At 74.4% G+C, this 23,702-nt stretch carries 17 protein-coding genes and 1 pseudogene; 10 read left to right on the top strand and 8 right to left on the bottom strand.

Annotated features, from left to right (window positions below; translation table 11 throughout):
* Nucleotide 1: 1 nt before the first annotated feature.
* The 3 genes from AC067U_RS16890 to AC067U_RS16880 all read right to left on the bottom strand — a co-directional run bounded on the left by AC067U_RS16890 (nucleotide 2) and on the right by AC067U_RS16880 (nucleotide 4,345).
* Nucleotides 2-355 carry a CU044_2847 family protein gene (locus tag AC067U_RS16890; protein WP_478830453.1) on the bottom strand — a complete coding sequence of 118 codons (354 nt, stop codon included), beginning with the start codon at nucleotides 353-355 and terminating at the stop codon, nucleotides 2-4.
* A 141-nt stretch (nucleotides 356-496) separates the two neighbouring features.
* Complete coding sequence (locus AC067U_RS16885) at nucleotides 497-2,239, bottom strand: serine/threonine-protein kinase (protein ID WP_478830452.1); 1,743 nt, start codon at nucleotides 2,237-2,239, stop codon at nucleotides 497-499.
* Nucleotides 2,240-2,299: 60 nt separating this feature from the next.
* Complete coding sequence (locus AC067U_RS16880; RefSeq protein ID WP_478830451.1) at nucleotides 2,300-4,345, bottom strand: AMP-binding protein; 2,046 nt, start codon at nucleotides 4,343-4,345, stop codon at nucleotides 2,300-2,302.
* A 134-nt stretch (nucleotides 4,346-4,479) separates the two neighbouring features.
* Here AC067U_RS16880 and AC067U_RS16875 point away from each other — a divergent pair, with 134 nt between their 5' ends.
* The 8 genes and pseudogenes from AC067U_RS16875 to AC067U_RS16840 all read left to right on the top strand — a co-directional run bounded on the left by AC067U_RS16875 (nucleotide 4,480) and on the right by AC067U_RS16840 (nucleotide 13,590).
* Entirely contained in the window at nucleotides 4,480-6,465 is a 1,986-nt protein-coding gene (locus AC067U_RS16875) for an ABC transporter ATP-binding protein (protein ID WP_478830450.1), read from the top strand.
* Between the two features lie 7 nt (nucleotides 6,466-6,472).
* Entirely contained in the window at nucleotides 6,473-6,850 is a 378-nt protein-coding gene (locus AC067U_RS16870) for a VOC family protein (RefSeq protein ID WP_478830449.1), read from the top strand.
* A gap of 47 nt (nucleotides 6,851-6,897) precedes the next feature.
* On the top strand, nucleotides 6,898-7,998 hold the full coding sequence (locus AC067U_RS16865) for a gluconokinase, GntK/IdnK-type (protein ID WP_478830448.1): 1,101 nt from the start codon (nucleotides 6,898-6,900) through the stop codon (nucleotides 7,996-7,998).
* Nucleotides 7,999-8,037: 39 nt separating this feature from the next.
* Nucleotides 8,038-8,113: pseudogene (locus AC067U_RS16860) on the top strand.
* Nucleotides 8,114-8,185: 72 nt separating this feature from the next.
* The gene (locus tag AC067U_RS16855; protein WP_478830447.1) at nucleotides 8,186-9,331 is read left to right on the top strand and encodes a leucine-rich repeat domain-containing protein; all 1,146 of its coding nucleotides are present in this window, start codon (nucleotides 8,186-8,188) and stop codon (nucleotides 9,329-9,331) included.
* A complete protein-coding gene (locus AC067U_RS16850) occupies nucleotides 9,328-11,118 on the top strand; it encodes an ankyrin repeat domain-containing protein (protein WP_478830446.1) in 1,791 nt (596 codons plus the stop codon). The genes AC067U_RS16855 and AC067U_RS16850 overlap by 4 nt, the downstream gene beginning before the upstream one ends.
* Nucleotides 11,115-12,338 (top strand): AAA family ATPase, encoded by a 1,224-nt coding sequence (locus tag AC067U_RS16845; protein WP_478830445.1) that lies wholly within the window; start codon nucleotides 11,115-11,117, stop codon nucleotides 12,336-12,338. The genes AC067U_RS16850 and AC067U_RS16845 overlap by 4 nt, the downstream gene beginning before the upstream one ends.
* A 91-nt stretch (nucleotides 12,339-12,429) precedes the next feature.
* Nucleotides 12,430-13,590 carry a vWA domain-containing protein gene (locus tag AC067U_RS16840; RefSeq protein ID WP_478830604.1) on the top strand — a complete coding sequence of 387 codons (1,161 nt, stop codon included), beginning with the start codon at nucleotides 12,430-12,432 and terminating at the stop codon, nucleotides 13,588-13,590.
* On the opposite strand, the gene AC067U_RS16835 is transcribed toward AC067U_RS16840, so the two are convergent.
* Nucleotides 13,574-14,683 carry a calcium-binding protein gene (locus AC067U_RS16835; protein WP_478830444.1) on the bottom strand — a complete coding sequence of 370 codons (1,110 nt, stop codon included), beginning with the start codon at nucleotides 14,681-14,683 and terminating at the stop codon, nucleotides 13,574-13,576. The two genes, AC067U_RS16840 and AC067U_RS16835, sit on opposite strands and share 17 nt — an antisense overlap.
* Nucleotides 14,684-15,052: 369 nt before the next feature.
* Between AC067U_RS16835 and AC067U_RS16830 the strand changes: the two genes are divergently transcribed.
* On the top strand, nucleotides 15,053-15,487 hold the full coding sequence (locus AC067U_RS16830) for a hypothetical protein (protein ID WP_478830443.1): 435 nt from the start codon (nucleotides 15,053-15,055) through the stop codon (nucleotides 15,485-15,487).
* Between the two features lie 70 nt (nucleotides 15,488-15,557).
* Here the strand turns inward: AC067U_RS16830 and AC067U_RS16825 are convergent, their stop codons facing one another.
* Together AC067U_RS16825 and AC067U_RS16820 are read right to left on the bottom strand one after the other, a co-directional pair.
* Entirely contained in the window at nucleotides 15,558-15,971 is a 414-nt protein-coding gene (locus AC067U_RS16825; RefSeq protein WP_478830442.1) for a universal stress protein, read from the bottom strand.
* 1 nt (nucleotide 15,972) lies between these two features.
* Nucleotides 15,973-17,502: an APC family permease gene (locus AC067U_RS16820; RefSeq protein ID WP_478830441.1), complete on the bottom strand. Its 1,530-nt coding sequence runs from the start codon at nucleotides 17,500-17,502 to the stop codon at nucleotides 15,973-15,975.
* Nucleotides 17,503-17,555: 53 nt separating this feature from the next.
* On the opposite strand from AC067U_RS16820, the gene AC067U_RS16815 reads away from it, so the two are divergent.
* On the top strand, nucleotides 17,556-18,959 hold the full coding sequence (locus AC067U_RS16815; protein WP_478830440.1) for a DEAD/DEAH box helicase: 1,404 nt from the start codon (nucleotides 17,556-17,558) through the stop codon (nucleotides 18,957-18,959).
* A gap of 22 nt (nucleotides 18,960-18,981) precedes the next feature.
* Here the strand turns inward: AC067U_RS16815 and AC067U_RS16810 are convergent, their stop codons facing one another.
* Nucleotides 18,982-19,758, bottom strand: coding sequence for a serine hydrolase domain-containing protein (locus AC067U_RS16810; protein ID WP_478830439.1), 777 nt, complete (start codon nucleotides 19,756-19,758; stop codon nucleotides 18,982-18,984).
* Nucleotides 19,759-19,891: 133 nt separating this feature from the next.
* Nucleotides 19,892-23,440: a S8 family serine peptidase gene (locus AC067U_RS16805; RefSeq protein ID WP_478830438.1), complete on the bottom strand. Its 3,549-nt coding sequence runs from the start codon at nucleotides 23,438-23,440 to the stop codon at nucleotides 19,892-19,894.
* Nucleotides 23,441-23,702: the final 262 nt, after the last annotated feature.

Below are 23,702 nucleotides of genomic sequence, written 5' to 3'. Positions count from 1 at the left end.
ATCAGTCCTGGCCTGCACCCGGAGGGTGCGGGTCGGACGCGTCGCGCTCCCAGCGCATGCTCACCGTCAGGTGGCAGTCGGTGCGGCTCTTGGTGATCACGACGCCGGCTTCGACGGCCAGGTCGAGGCCGAACTCGACCGTGATCTCGTCCGGCCGTGCCTTCCGCAGCTGGTCGAGGGCGACCCGGGCGGCCTCCGTGACCGGCTCCAGGGCCTCGCGCAGGGTGAGCGGCAGGTCCTGGATGGCCTCGCCGATGCGGCCGGCCTTCACCGGCCCTTCGAGGTCGGTCTGCTGCTCGACCAGTACGGCGGCTCCGCCCTCCTGGTCGAGCGGAATCCGCGCCAGAGGTGCCATGAAGCCTCCTCCGCTGCCTGCCGTGCCCGCCCCGGGCGGGGGCGGCGGTCTGGCCAGCATCGCGGCCGGCACCGGCCGCCGCACCCGGGGGTACGCCGCCCGTGGGAGCGGCGCCGTCCGGGGCGGCGCCGCTCCGGCCCCTCAGGAGGCGGGCACGACCTGCTTCACCTTGCCGTCCAGGTCGGCGGTGAGGTAGCCGGTGGAGCTGTACTCGTTGATGAGGTAGATCTTCAGGCGCGGCTCGTCCTTGGCGAAGAGGTCGGATTCGACGAGCACGTAACGCATCGTCGGCTTCTCCACCTTGAGCTTGGCCTCGGCCTGCTGCATGAGGCCGGGCAGCACGTCCCAGTTGACCTTGTCCAGATCGATGGGCTTGGACCCGTCCCGTACGGTGCCGCCGGCGCCGAAGCGGGACAGCCCGCCCTGGTAGCGGTAGCTGTCGTAGGCGTTCGCCGGGGACTTCACCGGTACGTCCACCATCGCGTACTCGCCGTAGATGGAGAGGCGCTGGACGTTCGCGCTCCCCGTCTCGTCGCGCACGGCCGCCGTCAGGGCCCGGCCGCCGGCAGCGGTGAGCAGGTTGTCCGGGTCGTCCGTGGTGGTGCCGGTGCCCTTCTTGGTCGCGCCGGGGCTGCTCGTCGGCCCGCTCCTGGAGGTGCTCGGGTTGCTGCCCGGTCCGCTGCCGCCGGTGGGGCCGGCCGAGGTCGCCCCGCCCTTCCCGGCGTTGTCGTCGCCGTCCTCCGGCAGCAGCCATTTGACGGTGCCGACCGCACCGGCCAGCAGCACCCCGATCACCACCAGGAACACCATCACCGGCACTCCGCGCCGGGCGGGCGGAACCGGCGGAGCGGCCGGCACTCCCAGGCCGACCGGGGTGGTGGTCACACCGCCGGCCGGCGGGCCGAAGCCGTGCGAGGGGGAGTTGTAGCCGGCCATCGGGCCGTAGCCCGTCGGCACGGTCGGCTGCCCGCCCGTGGAGTAGCCGGGAGCCGTGGCCGGGGTGCCGGCCGGAGACGCGGGCGGAGCGGGGGCGGCGGGCGCGCCGGAGGCCGGGACGGCGCGCAGCAGCGTCTCCAGGCGCGCGGCGTCGGGCCGGGCCTTGGTGTCGCGGACCAGGAGTTCGGAGAGCACCGGCGCGAGCCCGCCCGAACGCGAGGGGTAGGGAAGGGGCTCGTCCAGCACGGCGACCACGGTCGCCATGGCGGTGGCCCGCCGCAGCGGGTGCACGCCCTCCGCGGCCACGTACATGGTCATGCCGAGCGACCACAGGTCGGAGGACGGGTTCCCCTCCTCCCCGCGCACCCGCTCGGGGGCGATGTACTCGGGGGACCCGACCAGGTCGCCGGTGGCGGTGAGCCCGGAGGATTCGGGCAGGACGGCGATGCCGAAGTCGGTGAGGACGGCGCTCCCGTCGGGACGCAGCAGCACGTTGGCGGGCTTGACGTCGCGGTGGTGGACACCGGCCGCGTGCGCGGCCCGCAGCGCGGACAGCACGTCCAGGCCGATCCGCACCACCTCGTCGACGGGCAGGGGTCCCTGCGCCAGCCGGTCGTGCAGCGAGCCGCCCTGGACCAGCTCCATGACGATCCACGGGTGCGACCCGTCCGGCGGTTCGACGATGTGGTGGATGGACACGACGTTGGGGTGGGCGAGCCGCGCCAGGGCCTGGGCCTCGCGGATGGCCCGCTGCCGCAGTTGCAGCGCGAGGTCCGGCCGGGCCTCGATCAGCGCCGGATCGGCGGGCCGCACTTCCTTCAGCGCGACGTCCCGCTGCAATGCCGTGTCCCGGGCCCGCCACACGGTGCCCATGCCCCCGCTGCCCAGCCGGGAGATCAACTCGAAGCGGCCGTCGACGAGGCGTCTGCCGCCCTCACTCGTATCCATGGCTGCACATCGTAGGGACTCTCCGGACCTCTCCGTTCCGCGGGTCGGCAAGCGGACGGCTCACCCGTTCCGGGCCTTGTCCGGTTTGTGGACGGCCCAGACGGCCACGACGGCCGCGGCGATCATGAGGGGGATGTTGAAGGTGTAGACCAGGGCGGCCTGGCGGGGCCAGTCCGTTTTGGCGGCCAGCCGGTAGAAGTTGTCCTGTGGCCACCAGGCCATGAGCAGGTAGGCGACGGCCAGGTGCGCTGCCCTGGAGAGGCGTTCCGGACGGCCGGACCGCAGCATCCGGGATCGGGCGGAGAACAGGAAGGCCACCCCCACGCCGAAGGCCACGCATTCGAAGAGGTAAAGGACGAAGAAGAGGAAGGCCCACGGTCCGGGCACACCACTGAGGTCGGTGGAGCCGGGCCAGATGAAGTTGGTCAGGGCGAGGGCCATGAAGCCGAAGAAGAGCCCCGCGCAGCCGATCGCGCAGGACGGGTTCGACCCTCCGGCGAAGGCCCGGCCGTACTTGCCGCTGCTGTCGTCGGCGGGGCCGGGCGGCAGCGGGAGGGCCGTACGGTCCTCCCGGCCGGCGCGGTCGCGGGGCAGTTCGGGCAGCCGGACGACCGTCGCCGGTATGTCCCCCCGGAAGAGCTGCCGGTCCGTCAGGTGGGCGCGCAGTTCGGCGTCGTCGGGCATGGGGGGCGGGGGGTCGGAGCGTCCCGGGCCGGACGTGTCCGGTACGACGTATGCGATGAGCCGCTGCGCGCGCTCGTCGTCGGTGACGGCTCCGACGAGGGCGCCGCCGATGGCCGGGTGCTCCCGGAGCACGGCCTCGATCCGGTACGGGTCCACCTCACGGGTGCCGAAGGCGAAGCGGTCCCTGGCCCGGCCGGTGAACTCCAGCAGGCCGTCGGGGCGGTGCCGGCCGAAGTCGCCGGTGGGGACGAAGTCACCGCCGCCGGGCGGCCTGAGGTGGATCTCGCCCTCGCGGACGTCCACGCCGCAGCCGGGGAAGGGCCTGCCGAGCAGGCTGTGGCGGGCGGGGTCGGCCACGGGGCCGTCGAGCTGCGGCAGCTCGAACCAGGTTGCGGTGCCGGCCGTCTCGGCGGTCCCGTAGACGTTGAGCAGGCGGGCGCCGTCGGGCAGCGCGGCCTGCACGGCCGTCTGTTCGTCGAGATGGAGGCGGTCCCCGCTGACGGTGACCAGGCGGAGCGTGCGGAGTTCCGGGGGCGGGGCCGCGGTGGCACCCGGCAGGGCGGTCAGGCGGCCCGGGTCGGTGTGCAGGACGGTCACCCCCTCGTCCTCGACCAGGCGGCGCAGGCCGTCGGCGACGGGTGCCGGGAGCCGCGGGCCGGGCGCGACCAGGGTGCCGCCGGTGCACAGCGCCCGGGTCCAGCCGGCGGCGAAGGCGGTGACGTCCGGGCGGGCGGTGAACAGGTGCCGGTCGCCGGGGCCGAAACCGGCCGTGCGGATCCACGCGTCGAGAGCGGCGACCAGCCGGGCCCGGGGAATCCGTACGGGCCGCGGCTCGGACTGTCCGGTGAACAGCACGGCGTCGGCCTCCCAGCCCACGGTCCAGGGGTACCGGCGCGGGTCCGGCAGGCGCGCGGCGGCCGTTCCGGCAGCGGGGCGGGGCTCGGCCGCCGCGCCCGCGGAGGTGTCGGCGGAGGCTTCGGCGTCCGGCTCCTCGTCCACCCGGAAGACGCGGCTGACCCGCCCGGAGTCCAGCCTGGCCCAGTGGCGGGAGTCCGTGACGAGCGCGTACGGCCTGAGGGCGTCGAGCTGCCGGACGGCCGTCACGGCCGCCTCGGGGTCGACCAGGGCGTAGGCCGCTCCGGCCTTGAGAACGGCGATCACCGCGGTCAGCGCGTCGGCGAGGCCGGGCACGCCGACGGCGACGACCGCGCCGGACGGCGGGTGCACGGCCCGCAGTCGGCCGGCCAACCGCGCCGCCGCGCGGTCGAGTTCCCCGTAGGTGAGGACCGTCCGTCCGGTGACGACGGCGGGCTCGGCAGGGGTGTCGCGGGCCCACTGCTCGAAGCGGTGGAGGACGCTGTCGGCGGGGTCCGGAACGGAAGGCCCCGTACCGGAGTGCTTCGACTCGGGTTCCTGCTTCATGGCCCGATGATGCCACCGGCCGCCGACAGCGGACGGGCTTGGTACACAAGGGTGTTGGGACGGGGACAACTCTGTTGCACGGGTGGCCGGAAACCATTGACCTCAAGGGAGGTTGAGGTTCTACCGTCGACGGCATGGATATGGAAGTCACCGCCTGGACGTCCCTGCACAGCGCGATCAACGCGCAGACCGACCGCCGCCCGTTCTCCAGGGCCGGTCTGCGCCGCGTCGCCTCCTTCGCCCGCCCGCACCGGCGCGGCCTGACCCTCTTCCTCCTGTTGAGCGTGGTCACCGCGCTGCTGGCGGTGGCCACTCCGGTGCTCGCGGCCCGGGTGGTGGACGCGATCGTCGACGGCCGGGACACCGGCACCGTCACCCAGCTCGCCCTGCTGATCGCGGTGATCGCGGTGGCCGAGGCGGGACTCGGCCTGCTCACCCGCAAGTTGTCGGCGACCCTCGGCGAGGGACTGATCCTGGACCTGCGGACGGCGGTCTTCGACCACGTGCAGCGGATGCCGGTGGCCTTCTTCACCCGGACCCGCACGGGTGCGCTGGTGAGCCGGCTCAACAACGACGTCATCGGCGCGCAGCGGGCGTTCAGCAACACCCTCTCCGGTGTGGTCGCCAACTCGGTGACCCTGCTGCTGACCCTGACCGTGATGATGGGCATCTCCTGGCGGATCACCCTGCTGGCGCTCGTGCTGCTGCCGGTGTTCGTCCTGCCGGCCCGCCGGATGGGGGCCCGGATGGCCCGGATGCAGCGGGAGGCCGCGCAGCTCAACGCGGCCATGGGCACCCAGATGACGGAGCGTTTCTCGGCGCCGGGCGCCACCCTGGTGAAGCTGTTCGGACGGCCGGCCGACGAGTCGGCGGAGTTCGCGGCCCGGGCGGCCCGGGTGCGGGACATCGGGATCCGCACGGCGATGGCCCAGTCGGTGTTCATCACCGCGCTGACCCTGGTGTCGGCGCTGGCGCTGGCCCTGGTCTACGGGCTCGGCGGGTACTACGCGCTGCGCGGCAGCCTGGACGCCGGCTCGGTGGTCGCGCTGTCCCTGCTGCTGACCCGGCTGTACGCACCGCTGACCTCGCTGGCCGGAGCCCGGGTCGAGGTGATGAGCGCCCTGGTCAGCTTCGAGCGGGTCTTCGAGATCCTCGACCTGAAGCCGCTGATCGCGGAGGGGCCGGACGCCCGCCGGGTGCCTGACGGTCCGGTGTCGGTGGAGTTCGACGCGGTGTCCTTCGGCTACCCCTCCCCCGACAAGGTCTCGCTGGCCTCCCTGGAGGAGGTCGCGAACCTGGACGCGCGCGGCGGCACGCAGGTCCTGCACGAGGTGTCCTTCCGGGCCGAGCCCGGGCAGATGATCGCCCTGGTCGGGTCTTCGGGTGCCGGCAAGTCCACCATCGCCCAGCTGCTGCCCCGGCTGTACGACGCCGATGCCGGGGCGGTCCGGCTGAACGGGATCGACGTACGGGAGCTGACGGCCGACTCGATCCGGGACACCCTCGGCATGGTGACCCAGGACGGGCACCTGTTCCACGAGTCGGTACGGGCGAACCTGCTGCTGGCCCGCCCTGACGCGGCGGAGGAGGAGATCTGGGAGGCGCTGCGCCGGGCCCGGCTGGACGGGCTGGTCGCCTCGCTGCCGGACGGGCTGGACACGGTGGTGGGCGAGCGCGGCTACCGGCTGTCCGGCGGGGAGCGGCAGCGGCTGACCATCGCCCGGCTGCTGCTGGCCCGTCAGCGGGTGGTGGTGCTGGACGAGGCCACGGCGCACCTGGACTCGACCTCGGAGGCGGCGGTGCAGGAGGCACTGGGCGAGGCCCTGGCGGGCCGGACGGCGGTGGTGATCGCGCACCGGCTGTCGACCGTACAGGCGGCCGACCAGATCCTCGTGGTGGAGGGCGGACGGATCGTGGAGCGGGGTACGCATCCGGAACTGCTGGCCGCCGGCGGCCGGTACGAGGAGCTGTACCGGACCCAGTTCGAGCCGGGCGGCACGGCGAACGGCACTGCGGACGGCACTGCGGACGGCGCGGCGAACGGCACTGCGGACGGCACGCGGGCGACGGGCACGCACACGGCCGGCGCGGCGGGCGGCCCCCTCCCGGCGGGCGCATGATGGGGCGATGGACATCAAACTGGAACTCGTGATGGTGCCCGTCACGGACGTCGACCGGGCGAAGTCCTTCTACGAGCGGGCGGGCTTCCGCGCCGACCACGACGTGACGGTGAGCGAGGAGGTCCGGTTCGTCCAGCTCACCCCGCCCGGCTCGGCCTGCTCCATCGCCCTCGGCAAGGGGCTCACCCGGATGGCTCCGGGCTCGCTGGACAACATGCAGGTGGTGGTGGAGGACATCGAGGAGGCCCATGCCGGGCTCACCGCCCGCGGCATCGAGGTCAGCGCGATCGACGACCAGCCGTGGGGGTCCTTCGTGTACTTCACCGACCCGGACGGGAACCGCTGGTCGGTACAGCAGAAGGTGCCGCGTGGCGCCGGCGGCTGAGCCGGCCGGCGGTGCCGCCGGGCCGATGGGGTGGGGTGAGTGAGGACATGAGCAGGGGCGTGCGTACCGGACCGGTCGTCGTCGTGATGGGTGTCGCGGGGTGCGGGAAGACGACGGTGGGACGGCTGCTGGCGGCCGCCCTGGGGGTCCCGTACGCCGAGGGCGACGCGTTCCACCCGGCGGCCAACGTCGCGAAGATGACCGCCGGGGTGCCCCTGGGCGACGCCGACCGGTGGCCGTGGCTCGATGCCGTCGGCGCGTGGGCGGGAGCCCGCGGGCGTCCCGGGGAGGACGGCGGGGTGGTGTCCGCGTCGGCCCTGAAGCGCAGCTACCGGGACCGGCTGCGGGCCGCCGCGCCCGGGGCCGTCTTCGTCCACCTCGCCGGGGACCGGGAGCTGATCGCGCACCGGATGGCCGCCCGCACCGGGCACTTCATGCCGGTCTCACTGCTGGACTCGCAGTTCGCCGCGCTGGAACCGCTGGAGGCGGACGAGCGCGGGGTGACCGTGGAGGTCACGGGCACGCCCGAGGAGATCGCGGCACGCGCTGACCGCCCTGCGCCGCCCGCCTCACGCACGAGGCATGATCGACGGGTGATCATATTCCTGAACGGGACGTCGAGTTCCGGGAAGTCGAGCATCGCCCGGGAGCTCCTCCGGGTACTGGACGAGGTCTGGTTCCACCTGCCGGTGGACGCCTTCCACGCCATGCGCGCCCGGAAGGACCTGCCGCCGGAGGAGGTGCCCGCACTGCTCCGGCGGACCTGGGAGGGCTACCACCGGGCGGTCGCCGGGATGGCCGCGGCCGGGAACCACGTGGTCGTCGACCACGTGCTGAGCGAACCGTGGCGGCTGCGGGACTGCCTGGACCTGTTCGATCCCGAGGAGGTGCTGCTCGTCGGGGTGCACTGCCCGCCGGAGGAACTGGCCCGCCGCGAACGGGAGCGCGGGGACCGGCCGGAGGGACTGGCGGCCGGGCAGCTCGGCCGGGTGCACGCCCACGGCGTCTACTACCTCGAAGTGGACACCGGCTCCTCCTCCCCCGCCGACTGCGCCCTCCGCATCAAGGAGTTCCTCCCTGTCCGGCCGCTTCCGACCGCCTTCCGGAAGCTCCGCGCGCGGGCCGGATCCGGGCACGCGAACCCGTGATCGATATTCGGCCGCGGGACCAGTATGATCGGCCGCGGCAAGGCCGTAGCGCAGAGGTCGTCGCGCCCACGCATCAAGCTGGAGGACGTCGGTTCGAATCCGACCGGTCTTGCCATCTGGATTTCCCCTGTATGTCGAACGTTTCGTTGTGGACGCCGGTCACCGGCGAAGGACCGGTGGAGCGGTGATGAACCAGCCGATACCCGTACGGTGCCCCGCGATCGAGCACCCGGACCTGCCCCTGGCCGACCCGGCCGCGCTGGACCCGCTGCTCGCTCGACTGGCGGACGAGCGGCCGGTGACGGAGGACGAGACGTACCCGCTGGGCACCCTGCGCGCCGACGGCCGCGTCGACCTGTGCAAACAGGGGCTCGGCCCGGAGGGTGCCGCCCGCCTGCTGCCGGTGGCCGCGGCCTCGGCCCACGCCGCCCACCTGCTGCTCGGCACCAACTCCATCGGCGACGAGGGCGCCACGGCGCTCGCCGGGGCCCTGTCCGCCGAACCCGGCCACGGCCTGCACACCCTCTACCTCGGCTGCAACCGGATCGGCCCCGCCGGGGTCGCCGCGCTCGCCGGCGCACTGGCCGGCGACGACTCCGTGCGGGCCCTGTGGCTCAAGCGGAACCCGGTGACCGCCGAGGGCGCGCGCGCCCTGGCCGGTCTGCTGCGCCACAACTCCGCCCTGCGCACCCTCGACCTGGTGAACACCGGCCTCGGCACCGACGGGGTCCGGCTCCTCCTGGATGCCCTGACCGGGCGTGAGGCTCCCCTGGAACGCCTGTTCCTGGGCGGCAACGGCCTCGGCCCCGACGCCGCACCGCTGCTCGCCGCCCTGATCCGGGAGGCCGGCGTACGCGAGCTGTACCTGCCCGCCAACCACCTCGGCGACGAGGGCGCCGCCGTGCTGGCCGCCGCGGCCGCCGCGGACCCGGACCGCCCGGTCCGCCTGGGACTGGGCGGCAACGGCATCGGCCCCGACGGGGCCCGCGCGCTGGCCGGTGCCCTCGGCGGCATCGAAGCCCTCGACCTCGGCCGGCCCATGTCGGAGCGCAGCCTCGGCTCGCCCCCGAACGCCACCGGGGACGCCGGTGTGCAGGCCCTGGCCGCCGCCCTGCCGGACAGCCCGCTGCGCCGCCTGGAGCTGCGCCACACCGGGCTCACCGGGCGCGGCGCCAAGTCGCTGCTCGCCGCCGTACCGGATGGCTCGCCCCTGGAGTACGTGGGGCTGGGTCCGGGGCTGCCGCGCCGCGTCAAGCGGTCGTTCGCGGAGCGGCTGCGACCGGCCCGCGCCGCCCACCCCGACCTGCGTGCGATCGGCAGCGTGTACCGGTGAAGCGGGCACCCCTGCCCGGCGGGCTCGCCCCCGAAGACGTGTCGGTGTGGCGGCGCGTCCGCCGCTACGCCGTACCCCGCTGGATGATCGAGCAGGCCACCGGGCACCGGCTGGCCGGGGACTGGCGGGCCGCGTGCGCGGCCGCCGCCGTCGACCACGACATCGACCTCGACCGCCTCGCCGCCCGGTTCGGTGAAACCGCCGCCGCGGTGGTGTCCGAGGACCTGCGCCACCTCGCGCCGGACCTGGTGCGCTGGCACCTTCCCCGGGTGCTCGGCGGTCGTACGACGCTGGCCACGGACCAGGGGATCCTGCTGGCGCGCTACGGCTCCGAAGCCGGGTCGCCGGAGGTGCTGGGCCTCTACGTGACCACCGCCCCGATGGTGGACGGACCGCAGCGGCTGAGGCTGGTGTGCGCACCGCTGGGCACCCGTTTCTCCGAGGCGGGCACGGACTGGACGCAGGCCCGCCACCTCTGGGACGCCCGGCACGCGGGCGAGTTGCGCGCGCGGCTCACCGGGGGCGCCGACCGGCTGCCCTTCTTCCGCGCCGACGGCACTGCGCTCACCCCGGACGAGCACCCCGCCGGGGACCCCGGCACCGCCGACCCCGCGGCGCGGGCCGAATGGGCCGCGGTCCTGATGGGCCGCGGCGAGCTGACCGAGGCGTTCCGCACCGTCGGCATCGAACTCGACCTGAGCGTGCCCGAGACGCAACCCGGGTACGGCCGGCTCAACCCGCCACGGCTGATCGAGGAGGCCCGGGTCGACCTCAGCCGTATCGCCGCCGAGGCGCGCCGCCTGGCGGCGGCCGGCGTGGCGGACCTGTTCCGGGTCCTGGGCGGCTGGCGCGGCCACCTGCTGCTGGAGGTGACCGGCCCCCGCGCCGAGGACCCGCTGCGGGCCCACGTCGTCGACGGAAGCGGCGTCCGTGGCGTGACACCACTGCCGGAGCACGCCTGGCAGCCCCTGCCCGACCTCCACTTGCTGCACGCCGGCCTGATCACCCCGGCCGAACTGCACCCGCTGGTCGCCGCCTCCCTGTTCCCCGAGGCCGGCCCCGCCTACGGTCCGCCCGCCCCGGCGGCTCCGGCGCCCGTACGGGTGCGCTGCCGCGGCGAGTGGCACGAGGTCCGCTTCCGCGACGGCGAACTCGACATGCCGCACACCCCGCAGGAACGGCAGCGCGAGGAGGCGCTCCGCGCCTTCGGCGGCGCGGTCGCCGGCTGCTTCGCCGTCCGGCGGACCGTGACCACGGGCGACGGCACGCTGCCACGCGCCCTGCGGGAGCAGCGGCGTGAGCTGGTGCTGCGCGCCCAGCACGGCGACACCCCCGGTGTGTTCGCCCTGCTCGACGCGGGTGTCGACCCGCGGATGCTGCTGCCGAACGACCGCACCCTGCTCCACCTGCTCCACCTCATCGACCACGAGGAGCTGCTGCCACGGCTGCTCGCGGCCGGACTCGACCTGGAGGCGGAGGACAAGACCGAGCGCACTCCGCTGATGATGGCGGTGACCTACGGCGGCTCGGCGGAGCTGGTGCGGGCGCTCCTGGAGGCCGGGGCCCGCATCGACATCGTCGACGCCATGGAGATGTCTCTGGCTCAGATCATCCGCCGCTACCACCGCGCCGACCTCGACTTCCTCGGAGACCGGGTGAAGGAAGAGTTCCCCGGCATCGGGAACGAGTGGTGGGACGACTGGATGGACGACCAGGAGGAATACCAGGACGACGAAGACGAAGACGACGAGGACGAAGACGAGGACGAGGGCGAGGAAGGCGAATGAGCGGCAGCCCCGGCACTCCCCCCTCCGCCGACGGCGTCCCCGCCCCGGGCCCGCTGGCCGCCGCCGACGCCCTCAACGCCCGGCTGGGCGCGACCCGCACCGAGCCCGCCACGCACCCCCAGCTGGAGGCGCTGGCCCTGGCCGTGACGGCCAACCAGCCCGTGCTGCTGTGGGGCGAGCCCGGCATCGGCAAGTCCGCGGGCATGGAGCAGCTGGCCACCGGACTCGGCGTCCCGCTGGAGACGGTCATCGCCAGCGTCCACGAACCGTCCGATTTCGCCGGACTGCCGATCGTCGGCGACGACCCGGCCACCACCGGTGTGCCGATGGCGCCGCCGGACTGGGCGGTCCGCCTGGCCCGCACCGGGCAGGGGCTGCTGTTCTTCGACGAGCTGTCCTCGGCCCCGCCCGCCGTGCAGGCCGCGCTGCTGCGCGTGGTCCTGGAACGCCGGGTCGGCAGCCTGCTGCTGCCGTCCTCGGTGCGCATCGTCGCGGCCGCCAATCCGCCCTCCAGCGCCGCCGACGGCTGGCACCTCAGCCCGCCGCTGGCCAACCGCTTCGTGCACCTCGACTGGACGCACCAGCCGCGCACCGTGGCCCGCGGCATGGCGGGCATCTGGCCGGAGACGGCCGTGCCCGCCGTGGACGCGGCCCGGGCCCCGGGTGCGGTGGCCCGCGCCCGCGGTGTGATCTCCGGCTTCCTGACCGCCCGGCCCGGCCTGGTCCACCACCTGCCCGCCGAGGCGGAGGGCCGGGGACGGGCCTGGCCGTCCCCGCGCACCTGGGAGATGGCGCTGCGGCTGCTGGCCACCGGCTACGCGGCCGGGGCCGGGCGGGAAGCCCTCTCCGCCGCGCTCACCGGCGCGGTGGGCGAGGGGGCGGGGCTGGAGCTGCTCGCGTACATGGAGCACCTCGACCTGCCCGACCCGGACCGGGTGCTGGCCAACCCGGACGCCTTCGCCCTGCCGGCCCGCGGGGACCGGCAACTCGCCTTCCTGATCGCCGTGGTGGCGGCGGTGCAGGCCGAACTGACCCGGGAGCGCTGGGAAGCGGCCTGGGCGGTACTGGCCAAGGCCGTGGACGCCGGGGTCCCCGACGTGGCCGCGCGGGCGGCGGCCGACCTCGCCGCCATGCGGGACCTGAACTGGCCCGTGCCGGAGGGGATCGACGCCTTCGTGGAACTGCTCCAGCTGGCCGGCTCCCTGCCGGGCCGCGGCTGAACCGGCCGTGGACACCGCTGTACCCGACGGGACACCGTCGCCGGGTGCGGGGCAGGCCGAGGAGGCCGCGCGGCTCCTTGACACCGCGAAGCTGCTGGCCGCCCGGTACCGGGCGGCCGAGGACCGGCCGTACCTCGCCTCCGCCCTGTACGCCCTGACCGTGGTGCCCTCGACCCGGGTCCCGACCATGGGCGTCGACCGGCACTGGCGCTGCTACGTCTCCCCCCGTTTCGTGGACGCCACCCCGGTGGCGGAACTGGCGGGCGTATGGGTGCACGAGGTGGCGCACCTGCTCCGCGACCATCACGGCCGCGCCGACCGGCTCCCGGCCGCCGACCAGCGGGACGCCGTCCGGGTCAACATCGCCCAGGACTGCGAGATCAACGACGACCTGCTCGCGGACGGGATCGCGCTGCCGGCCGGACGGGTCGAGCCGAAGACGTACGGCCTGCCCACGGGCGGGCTGTTCGAGGGCTATCTGCCCTCGATCCCGCCCACCCCGGCCGGCTGCCCCCTGGACTGCGGCTCCGGCGCCCACGGCGCGCCCATGCCGTGGGAGCTGCCCGAGGACTCGGGGCCGGCCCGGCTGGGACCGGTCGAGGCGGACGCACTGCGCCGTACGACCGCCCAGGCCATGCGCGCCCACCAGCGCAGCCGCGGGCGCCTGCCGGCCGGCTGGCAGCGCTGGGCGAAGGAGCTCCTCGAACCCACCGTCGACTGGCGTCAGGCCCTCTCCGGCGCGGTCCGGGAGGCCGCCGCCTGGGCCGCCGGCGCGGTCGACTACACCTACCGCCGGCCCTCGCGCCGCACACCCGCGCTGCGCGGTGTGGTCCTGCCGAGCCTGCGCAGGCCGCTGCCGCGGGTGGCGGTGGTCATCGACACCTCGGGGTCGATGGGCGAGGACGACCTGGCCGCCGCGCTGGCCGAAGTCACCGGCGTGCTCCGGCAGGTGGGCATCCAGGGCAACCGGGTCGCCGTCCTCGCCTGCGACGCCGAGGTGCACGCCGTGTCCCGGGTGACCGGCGCGGAGCAGGTGACCCTCGCCGGGGGCGGCGGCACGGACATGCGGGTGGGCATCGCCGCCGCGCTGGCCGTGCCGGACCGGCCGGGCATCGTCATCGTGCTCACCGACGGGCACACCCCGTGGCCGGCCGAGGTGCCCTCCTGCCGGCTGATCGCCGCCCTGATCGGCGAGGACGCCCCCGGACCGCCCGCGTGGGTCGAGACGGTCCGGGTCACGCCTCGCAGCTGACCTCGGTGTCGTTCCCCCCTTCCCCGTCGCAGTCGTCCGTGCCGCTGCTGCCGTTGAGGTAGTCGTCCGCGGGGCCGCCGCGCAGGAAGTCGGCGCCGGCCCCGCCGGTGAGGAGGTCCCGGCCGCCCGCGGTGCCGACCGTGGCGTCCAGCGGGCCGACGTTGTCGCCGAAGACGCGGTCGGCTCCGCCGCGGCCGTCGATCACGTCCCGTCCCGCGGTCAGGCCCTGCGGGTCGGCCACCCCGCTGTCCCCGGCGAGGACGAGCTCGCCGGTGCTGCCGCCGGTGATGGTGTCGTTGCCGGAGCCGGTCGCCCGCCCGCCCGAGGCCAGGTGGTCTCCCCAGGCGCCGTAACCACCGTCCGGTCCCAGGTCGATGACGTCGTCCCCGCCGGCGCCGGAGGCGTCGCCCAGGACCGAGACGCTGTCGCCGACCACGTCGCCGTTGTCCCCGGGGCCCTCCAGCAGCACGTCGTCGCCCGCGCCGGTGGCCTCGTAGAAGCCGAGCGAGTCCCCGATGAGGCCGTCGCTGCCGTTCCCGCCGTCCAGCTGGTCGACGGCGCCTCCGGTGGCCCGGTCGCCCCGGCTGTCCCCGGTCAGGTGGTCGTCGTCGTCCCCGCCGGACAGCACGTCGGTCGCCCCGCCGGTGGCCACGCCCTGGACCGCGTAGTGGTCGCCGACCAGCGCGTCGAACCCCGCCCCGCCGGAGAGCCGGTCCACTCCGACCGGCCCGGTGGCGTCCCCCGTGAACGCGAAGTCGTCCCCGACGAGGCCGTCGTGACCGGCGCCGCCGTCGACCCGGTCGTCTCCGGCGCCCCCGGCGAGCCGGTCGTTCCCGGCCCCGCCGGTGATGACGTCGGCCCCGCCGAGACCGCAGATCATGTCGTCGCCGCCACCGCCGTCGATGACGTCGCGGCCCGCCGTCCCGATGATGACGTCGTTGCCCGGCGTGCCGGTGGTCGTCGTGGTCGTGGCCGGCGAGCCGAAGCAGGTCGGGACCTGGGCGGCGGCTGCGGTCGCGCCGAGCCCCAGCAGGGCCGCGGCGGCCAGGGCCTGGGCGCAGGCCGCCGCCGTGATCTTCCGGTGTGTACGCATGGACCGTTCTCCTCCTCGGGTGTCACCGTGCGATCACTGTGCGCGATCGCCGGTTCCCGGGGACTTCGACTGTCCACAGCTGCGGTGATTTCATCCGATCGGCTTCTGATCCGATCCCGCCGGCGCGTCCGGCCGCCGGAGGCCCCGGGGCGGCGGCCGTGTCCGCCCGGCGGGCGACCGCCGACCCGAGCGCGCCCGCGAGCCGGGAACCCGTACGTGATATTCCTGGACCGAATCCGGCGGGGACCGGAGGAACGAGCGGACAGGGCCGTGGAGGCGGGGCGGGTGGACGGGGAGGACGGGCACGCGTGCGCGTGCCGTGCGGGAACGTGCCGCTTTCCCGAGACGTGGATGTGCGCGGCGTTCCTCGTGGACGGCAGCCTCCGTGACATCACCGTCTTCGGCAGCGAGGAAGTGGACTGGCCACGGGCCTACCGTCACCTGGACGGGGCGGCGGACGAACTCGTCTGGCACCACGGCACCGCGGGCGGGGCAACCGCCGGACGCGATGCCGAGTCCCTGTTCGCCGGGCTGTCGGACGGCCGTCATACCGCGAGCTTCTCCGTCCGGTGCGGCCGGACGTGGTTCACGGCCCACCTGCCCGTGGACGGCATCGAGTTCTCGCTCTGGCCCGACGACATCACCGACGGTTCGGACGTCGACGACGTGGTGCGCTTCCTGACCGAACTGGGCACCGCGTGCGGCCGCGCCGCCGTACTCACCGCCGAAACCGTCACCGGACACCACGAGTTGCCCGCCTTGCTCACCTACGACCCGGCGGCGAAGACCGTCACCCACTGGTGACCGCCCCGCCCGCGCCGCGGAGTCCGGCGTACCGTCCCGCCCTGTTCGACAATACTGGTGGTTATTACACCTAGTCGGTCGGGACGCAGAGCACCGGGAGGCGCGAGAGGTGCAGCAGTTTGTGCGGGGTGGAGCCCAGCAGGGCGCCGCGCATGGGGCTCTCTCCCCAGCTGCCGACCACGATCACCCGCCCGTTGTGCCGTTCCGCGGCGTCCAGCAGGGCCTGGGCCGGTTTCTCGTCGACGATCTCGACGGCGGAGGGGACGCCGGCCTCGTCCGCCGCCCGGACCGCGTGGGCCAGGGCGGTGCGCCCGGCCTGGCGGATCGCCTCCTGGTGGGCGCGGTACTCCTCACCGACCGTGCCGGGCGCGGCCGCCCCGAACACCACGACCAGCGGCTCCCCGAAGGCCGCCGCGACCTCGAGCGCGACCCGCAGGGCCCGTTCCGCGCCGGGTGATTCGTCGTAGCCGAGGACCACCGACATCTCAGGACTCCCCGCTCTCCGGGCTCCGGCCGGACTTCCTCGGCTTCCCGTGCACCAGGGTGGGGTCGGCGACGCCGCGGCGCTCCTGCCAGAAGAGGCCGTGCCGGATCCGCCAGAAGACCATCACGATCACGCCGAGCAGGGCGATGCCGATGCCGATCACCAGCGGCGGTCCGATGCCGAACCAGGAGACGCCGCTGTAGGAGTTCGCCGGGTCGGACATGTCCACGATGGACTCCGCGAGCAGCCAGATCAGCAGGACCGCCCCGACCACCGGGCCCAGCCCGATGAACAGGAAGTTGTGCACGCTCTCCAGCAGGTGGCGGCGGTAGTAGACCGCGCAGGCCAGGCCGGTCAGCGCGTAGTAGAACGCGATCAGCAGGGAGAGCGCGGTGATCGAGTCGAACAGCGCGTTCTCGCTGATCCAGTTGACCACCAGGTACCAGGCGATGGCGATGGCCGCGACCAGCCAGGTGCTGACGTCCGGGGTGAGGAACCGCGGGTGGATATGGGCCAGCCGCTCCGGGAAGGCGTGCCGGCGGCCCATCGACAGGGCGGTCCGGGAGGCCGGGATGATGGTGGTCTGGGTGGAGGCGAGGGCGGAGGTCGACACCGCGAGCAGCACCACCCAGTCCCAGCCGCCCATCACCTCGTGGGCGAGGGTGGCGAACACCGCCTCCTCCTCGTCCGCGTTGTCGGCCAGGAACTGGGTGCCCGCGTAGCCGACGACCGCGATGCCCACCGACAGGTAGGTGACGAGCAGGATGACGGTGGACCAGAGTCCGGCCTTGCCGGGGGCCGACGCGGAGTCCTTGACCTCCTCGGTGAGGTTCACCGCGGACTCCCAGCCCCAGTAGATGAACACGCCGAGCAGCAGGCCGCCGGTGAGCGCGGCGCCGCCCGCACCGAAGGGGTTGAGCCAGGCCAACTGGGGTTCGATCTCGTTCAGCGAGCTGGTGCCGGTGTAGATGCGGTAGAGGGCCACCCCGGCGAACAGCAGCAGGAAGAACACCTGGGCGAGGATCAGCACGTTCTGGAGGTGCGCGGACATCTCGGTGCCGAGCACGCAGATGGCCGTCATCACCAGGATCACCAGCACGGTGAAGGTCTGACGGATCGGTTCGCTGTTGGCCCAGCCGTCCAGCCCGACGGTGAGGAATCCGAAGCGTACGGCGACGTCCGCGAGCGATCCGATGACCAGGACGCCGGTCATGAAGATGGCCCAGCCGCCGAGCCAGCCCGCCCAGGGGCCCATGGCCCGGGTGACCCAGGAGAAGGTGGTGCCGCAGTCCTGGTCCACCCGGTTCAGGTAGTAGAAGGCGGTCGCGATGAGCAGCATCGGCACGAACGAGGCCAGCATGATGCCCGGCGCGTAGATCCCGGCGAGGGCGACGATCGGGCCGATGGCCGCGGCGAGCGAGTACGCGGGCGAGGTGGAGTTCAGCCCGATCACGAGCGCGTCGAGGAACCCGATCGCGTCATGCTTCAGCTCGGGGGCCGCTGGGTTCCGATCCGCCACGTCACCGGCCATAGGTGCATGGTGGCCCCGGCCGGTGCGGACCGCACGGCGGGTAGGCTGTCCGCGTGACCCAGTCCCCCGACGATTCCCCTGCGAACGCCTCCGACCTGCCGGAACCGGTGGCCCCGGTCCTCCCGGCGGTGTCCTCCTTCGACGGGCTGGACCTGCCGGAACCGCTGCGGCGGACCCTGGCGGCGCTGGGCGTGACCGATCCGTTCCCGGTGCAGGCGGCCACCCTGCCCAACGCCCTCGCCGGACGCGACGTCCTGGCCCGGGCCCGCACCGGGTCCGGCAAGACGCTCGCCTTCGGTCTGGCCCTGCTGGCCCGTACGGCGGGCCGGCGGTCCGAGCCCAAGCAGCCACTGGCCCTGGTGCTGGTCCCGACCCGCGAGCTGGCGCAGCAGGTCACCGACGCGCTCGAGCCGCTGGCCCGCGCGGTGGGGCTGCGGATCGCCACGGCGGTCGGCGGGCTGGCGATCAACCAGCAGGCGGCCGCGCTGAAGGCGGGCGCCGAGGTGCTGGTGGCGACGCCGGGCCGGCTGACGGACCTGCTGGAGCGGAAGTACTGCCGGCTGGACCGGGTGGCCGTCACCGTGCTGGACGAGGCCGACCGGATGTGCGACCTGGGGTTCCTCCCGCAGGTCACCGACGCGCTGGAGCGGGTGCGGCCGGACGGCCAGCGGCTGCTGTTCTCCGCGACCCTGGACGGCGACGTCGACGGGCTGGTGCACCGGTTCCTCGACGACCCGGCCGTGCACCGGGTCGACGAGTCGGCGGGCGCGGTCACCACGATGGAGCACCTGGTGCTCCACGTGCAGCCGGCCGACCGGTTCGCGACGGCGACGGAGATCGCCGCACGGGACGGGCGGGTGCTGCTGTTCCTCGACACCAAGGTGTCGGTGGACCGGTTCACCCGGCACCTGAAGGACAGCGGGATCCGGGCCGCCGCCCTGCACGGCGGCAAATCGCAGCCGCAGCGCACCCACACCCTGGAGCAGTTCAGGAACGGCGAGGTCACGGCGCTGGTGGCCACCGACGTGGCCGCCCGGGGCATCCACATCGAGGACCTGGACCTGGTCGTCAACCTGGACCCCCCGGCGGACGCCAAGGACTATGTGCACCGGGCCGGGCGGACCGCCCGCGCCGGCGGCTCGGGCACGGTGGTCACCCTGGCCGCCCCCAAGCAGCGCCGCGACCTGTCCAGGATGCTGTCCGAGGCCGGGATCCGGGCCCGGACGGCCCAGGTCGCGCCGGGGGACCCGGAGCTGGCGCGGCTGACCGGCGCCCGGCCGGCCCCGGCCACCGCCGCGGGTGGCAAGGGCGGCAGCGGAGGCGGCGCCAAGGGCCAGTCGGAGCTGGGCTTCCGCGGCCGGGGCACCCGTCCGGCGCCGAAGGAGAACCGCCGTACGTCCGAGGCCCGGAAGGTGGCGGAGGCCCGCCGCGCGGCCCGGGTCCGCCGCGGGTCGTAGCCCGGCCCGCCCCGGAGGGGGATCAGGCCAGCACCAGGTCCCGTACGTCGTCCCGGAGCGCCTGCGGCGCCGTCGGTGGGGCCAGCAGGACCGCCCAGCGGCGGTGCCGCGGGGAGGCCCAGAGCGCGGACGGGCCCCGTTCGGCGTGGTGGACCCACAGGTCCTGGCGGGGGTGGCTGCCCGGGGCGGGGCGCCACATCAGGCCGCGGGCCGGGAAGAGCTCACCGGTGCGGATGCGGAGCGAGTCCGCGATCCAGGCCGCGGTGAGCGGGCCCTGACCGGGTGCCAGCACGTTCCGGAGGAAGACCGCGGCGTCGTCGAGGGTGGTCCGCAGCTCGGGTGCGAGCGTCGTGCGCGCCATGCCGAGGGGTGCCCAGATCCGGGTGGCGGCGAGTTCCTCCAGCGGGGTGCCGGTGACCTCCTCGGCGAGCCGGGTGAGCATCTCGTCCCGGCCGGACGGTCCGCCGAACGATCCGGCGGACGCGCCACCGCGCGGGCCACCGGGCGGTCCGTCCGGCGTGCGGTCCGGGCCGCGCCCCGAGGTCAGCAGCTGGTGGGCGGTGGCCCGGCCGGGGAGTCCGTAGGCGGCGATCGGGGTGTGCAGCCGCAGGGCGCCCTCCTCGACGAGGGTGCCGAGGACGGGCCAGAGCGCGAGGGCCCCGCCGAGCCCGGCGGCGGCCGGGGCCGCGGCCCCGCCGTCGTGGGTCCCGCTCGCGCGGAGTCCGTCGGCGTCGCCGGTGGCCCAGGCCGCGCCGGGCGGCAGCGGGGTCCGAGGGGTCGTCACTGCGTCACTGGTCATCGCCACCAGCTCAGCACGGCGGCACCGGGTCCGCGCGCGCACCGCCCGGGGGCGGGGCCGGTGACCACCCGGATGTCCGAGCGGCCACCGGCGCGGGCCCGTCCCGCACCGCCCGCCGTGCGGGCCGGCTCCGTCAGCCCCGGTCGGGGCGTTCGGTGACCCGCAGCGTGTTGAGCAGCGGCTTGCCGAAACCGGTGTGGGTGACGAAGCGGAGGTTGAGCGTCCCGTCCGTCACGGTGACCGTGTAGCCGCGGGTGAGGGCCGTGTAGCTGCCGGCCTCCAGCGCGATGTCCAGCGACGGGAGCACCTGGGTGCCCTCGGCGAGGACGTCGAACACCCGCTTGTTCGGCCGGGTGGAGGAGAGTTCGGCGAAGCCGAGTTCCACCGTGTAGGTGCCGTTCGGCACGTTGTCGAAGCGGTACTCGTACATGCCCTCGCGGGCGGTGCGGAACAGCCGCTGGTCGTCCGTGCCGGCGATGGTGCGCCCGGTGGACTTCACGGTGGAGCTGCCCTGGTAGCCGTAGGAGCCGGGGGTGTACTTGCGGTCCGGGTTCCAGGTGTCACCGAGGGCGTCGGTGCCGCTGTGGTCGGCGCCCGCGTCCAGGGCGGCCTGGTAGCGGGGGACGACGACCTTGACGGGAACGGTGAGGACGGGGGTCCGTCCGCTCGCCGAGGTGATCTTCAGGTCGGCGGTCAGGACGGTGCCGGGGGCCACGCCCGCGGTGTCCACGGCGAGGCCGACGGTGGCCTTCCCGTTCGTCGGCAGGTCGCCGGAGGCCGGGGTGGCGGTCAGCCAGGGCGCGTCCTCGGAGACCGTGAAGGCGGTGCCGAGGCCCGGGTTGGTGAGGTCGAGGGTGCGGGTGCGCTTCTGGTCCGGGGTGACGACCAGTTCGACCGACGTCCTGGAGGCGGTCACCTTGGCGGTGCGCAGCGACCGGCTGAGCGTGGTGACGTCGGCCGCCTTGACCTCGACGGGCAGCTGGGCGGTTTCGTAGGAGGGCGCGGTGACGGAGGCGGTCACGGCGCCGGAGGGCGCCTGGACCACGTAGCCGCCGTCGGCCGCGGTGGTGGCGGAGACGGCGGAGTCGCCACTGCCGAGGGTGACGGTGGCGCCGGCGATGCCGCCGCCGTCGTTGGCGTCCAGGACCCGGCCGGAGACCACACCGCTGCGGGTGGTGCGGAAGGCGACGGACAGGCCGTCGGTGATCGCCGGGGCGTTGTAGGAGTACGCGAAGGCATCGGTGCCGGTCTGGTTCTCCACGCCGACGGTGGCCGTGGAGCCGCCCTTGGTGCCGCTGCCGGTGGTGCCGCGGTAGTGGTACGTGACCCGGCCGTCCTCGCCGATCACGGCGGAGAAGGAGAACAGGTCGGCCTGCGCGGAGTAGTGGGCGACGTTCCGCCATTCGACGACGTACGCGCGGTGCGGGGCGGTTCCGGTGACGGAGGTGAAGACGCCCGAGCCGCTGTCGGCGGTGCCGACGACGAGGTCGTCCCAGAACGGGTACAGGGCCGCGTTGGGCGTGGCCGTGCTGGGGATGGCGCCGTTGAAGTCGCCGCCGTGGGCGCCGCCGAAGCTGACGGTGCCGTTGGTGCTGATCCACGCCTGGCCGTACGTCTTGCCGTACAGCGGCAGCGGGAAGGGCAGGTCGACGCGTTCGGTGTTGTTGTCGCCGGTGAGGGCGAGCCTGCGGTCGCCGGCCTGGTACGGGCGGTCGCCCGCGGTGGCGCAGGCGTGGCCGTAGCCGTCGGTGCGCTCGGGGAGGGTGACCTCGACGGCGGTGTCCCCGGCCACGGTGACCCGGCTGCTGCCGCCGGTCAGACAGCGGGAGGTGTGGCCGGCCCGTACCTCGTAGGTGCCGTGCGGGAGGGTGACCTCGAAGCGGCCCTGTGCGTCCGCGGTGGCGGTGACCGGGGTGTCGGCGATGGTGACGGTGGCTCCGGGGGCGGGGCCGGCGGCCGAGGTGACGGTGCCGGTGAGCTTCCCGGAGGGCGCCTGGGTGAGGGTGAAGTCCGTGGTGGCGGTGGCTCCCTCGGTGACGGTGGCGGTGGCACCCTGCTGGGCGTAGCCGAACTTGCCGGCGGTCAGGGCGTACTCCCCGGTCGACAGGGACGGGAAGCGGTAGCTGCCGTCGGCCGCGGTGGTCGTCGTACGGTCGATGGGCCCGTCGGCGGTGACCTTGGCGCCGGCCACCGGCTCGCCGCCGGAGCGGACGGTGCCGGCGAGGGAGCCGATGGCGCCGCGCGGGGCGGCGCGGACGGCCGCGAGGGCGTCGAGGCGGCCTTCGCCGAAGACGTTGTTGTCGGCGGCGGTGCCTCCGCAGCTGGTGTTGTCGGTGTCCACCGCGGTGCCGTCGAGCAGCGCCTCGGTCTGCGCGACGTCGCCTTCGAGGGCGGGCGCGGCGGACCAGATCAGGGCCACGGTGGCGGCGGTGTGCGGGGAGGCCATGGAGGTGCCGGAGAAGGCCTCGTAGCCGCCGGGCACGGAGGAGCGCACGTTGACGCCGGGGGCGGCGATGTTCGGTTTGACGCCGCCGCCCTGGGGTGCGCCGCGCGAGGAGAACGGGGCGATGGCGTTGTTGATGTCGAAGGCGCCGGAGCTGTAGGAGGAGGCGTAGTCGCCGGGCGAGCCGCTGGTGGCGCAGCCGGGGCCGGAGTTGCCGTTGGAGAAGGCCGGGAAGATGCCGGCCGCCCGCCAGGTGTCGACGACCTGCTGGTACCAGCTGTCGCCGCCGGGTCCGCCCCAGGAGTTGTTGACGATGTGCGGGGCGAGGTCGGGCCGCGGGTTCTGGCCGGCTGCGTCGGTCGGGGCGACGATCCACTGGCCGGAGGCGAGCAGGGAGGCCTCGGAGCAGGAGTTGGTCTCGCAGCCCTTGGCGGCGATCCACTTGGCTCCGGGGGCCACGCCGATCTTGTTGGCTCCGCCGTCGTCGCCGACCATGGTGCCCATGGTGTGGGTGCCGTGGTCGTTGTTGTCGCAGGGGGCGCCGCCGGCGCAGATGCCGGCCGGGTCGAACCAGTTGTAGGCGTGGTTCACCGAGCCGTCGGCGGCCCGGCCCCGGTACGAACCGGCCACCGCCGGGTGCTGGTAGTCGACGCCGCTGTCGATGTTGGCGACGACGATGCCCTCGCCGCGGACGCCGAGCTCCTCCCACACCTTGGGGGCGTTGATCCGGTCGATGTTCCATTCCACCGCGTCGGCGGCCGGTTCCCGCTTCCCCTCCACGGGCTTGGGCAGGCTGACCTTGTCGTCGGCGTCGATGCGGGCCACCTCGGGCCGCTCGGCCAGGCTTCCGGCGAGCTTGCGGTCGCCGACCACCCGGACGGCGTTGACGATCCAGTACGAGGTGTACTCGGCGCGGGCTCCGTCCAGGGCCTTGACCAGTCCGGCCTGGGTGCGGTCGGCGTGGGCCTTCTTCGCCTTGTACACGGTCTCGGCCTTGGCGGCCCGGGTGGTCTGGCGGGCGGCGGCGCCGAGGTCGGCGGCGCTGTCGAGGTAGACCCAGAACACGGCCTTGCCGGAGTCGTCGAGTTGCTCCCGGAGTTCCGGTTCGATCTTGCGTTCGGCGGCCGCGGCGGGATCGGGCGGCGGTGCGGCGGTGGCCGCGACCGTGCCCGCGGGGATCAGCAGCAGGGAGGCGATGAGGGTGAGCGCCGTGCGTAACGGTCCGTTCCGTTGGGTCACGTGGTCTCCTCTGGGAGGTGCGGAGCCGGGTGGCGGATGGGGGTCCCCCCTGCTCGAGCGAAGTCGAGAGCTCGGGGGCGGGTGCGGTCGCGGGCACAGGGGCGGCTGTGCCGGGATGTGAGCGGCATGTGCATGACACGTGGGTGACGTGTGCGCGCCATGCTCAGCCATGGGCCGAGGCCGGGACAAGACCGCCCCCGGTGCGAACGGCCGGACACAGCCGCTTTCCGGCCACCGGGTGGCCCGCCCGGGGCGGGACGGG

Source organism: Streptomyces sp. NPDC043853, assembly GCF_056436025.1.
This window is presented reverse-complemented; position numbering and strand designations above follow the sequence as displayed.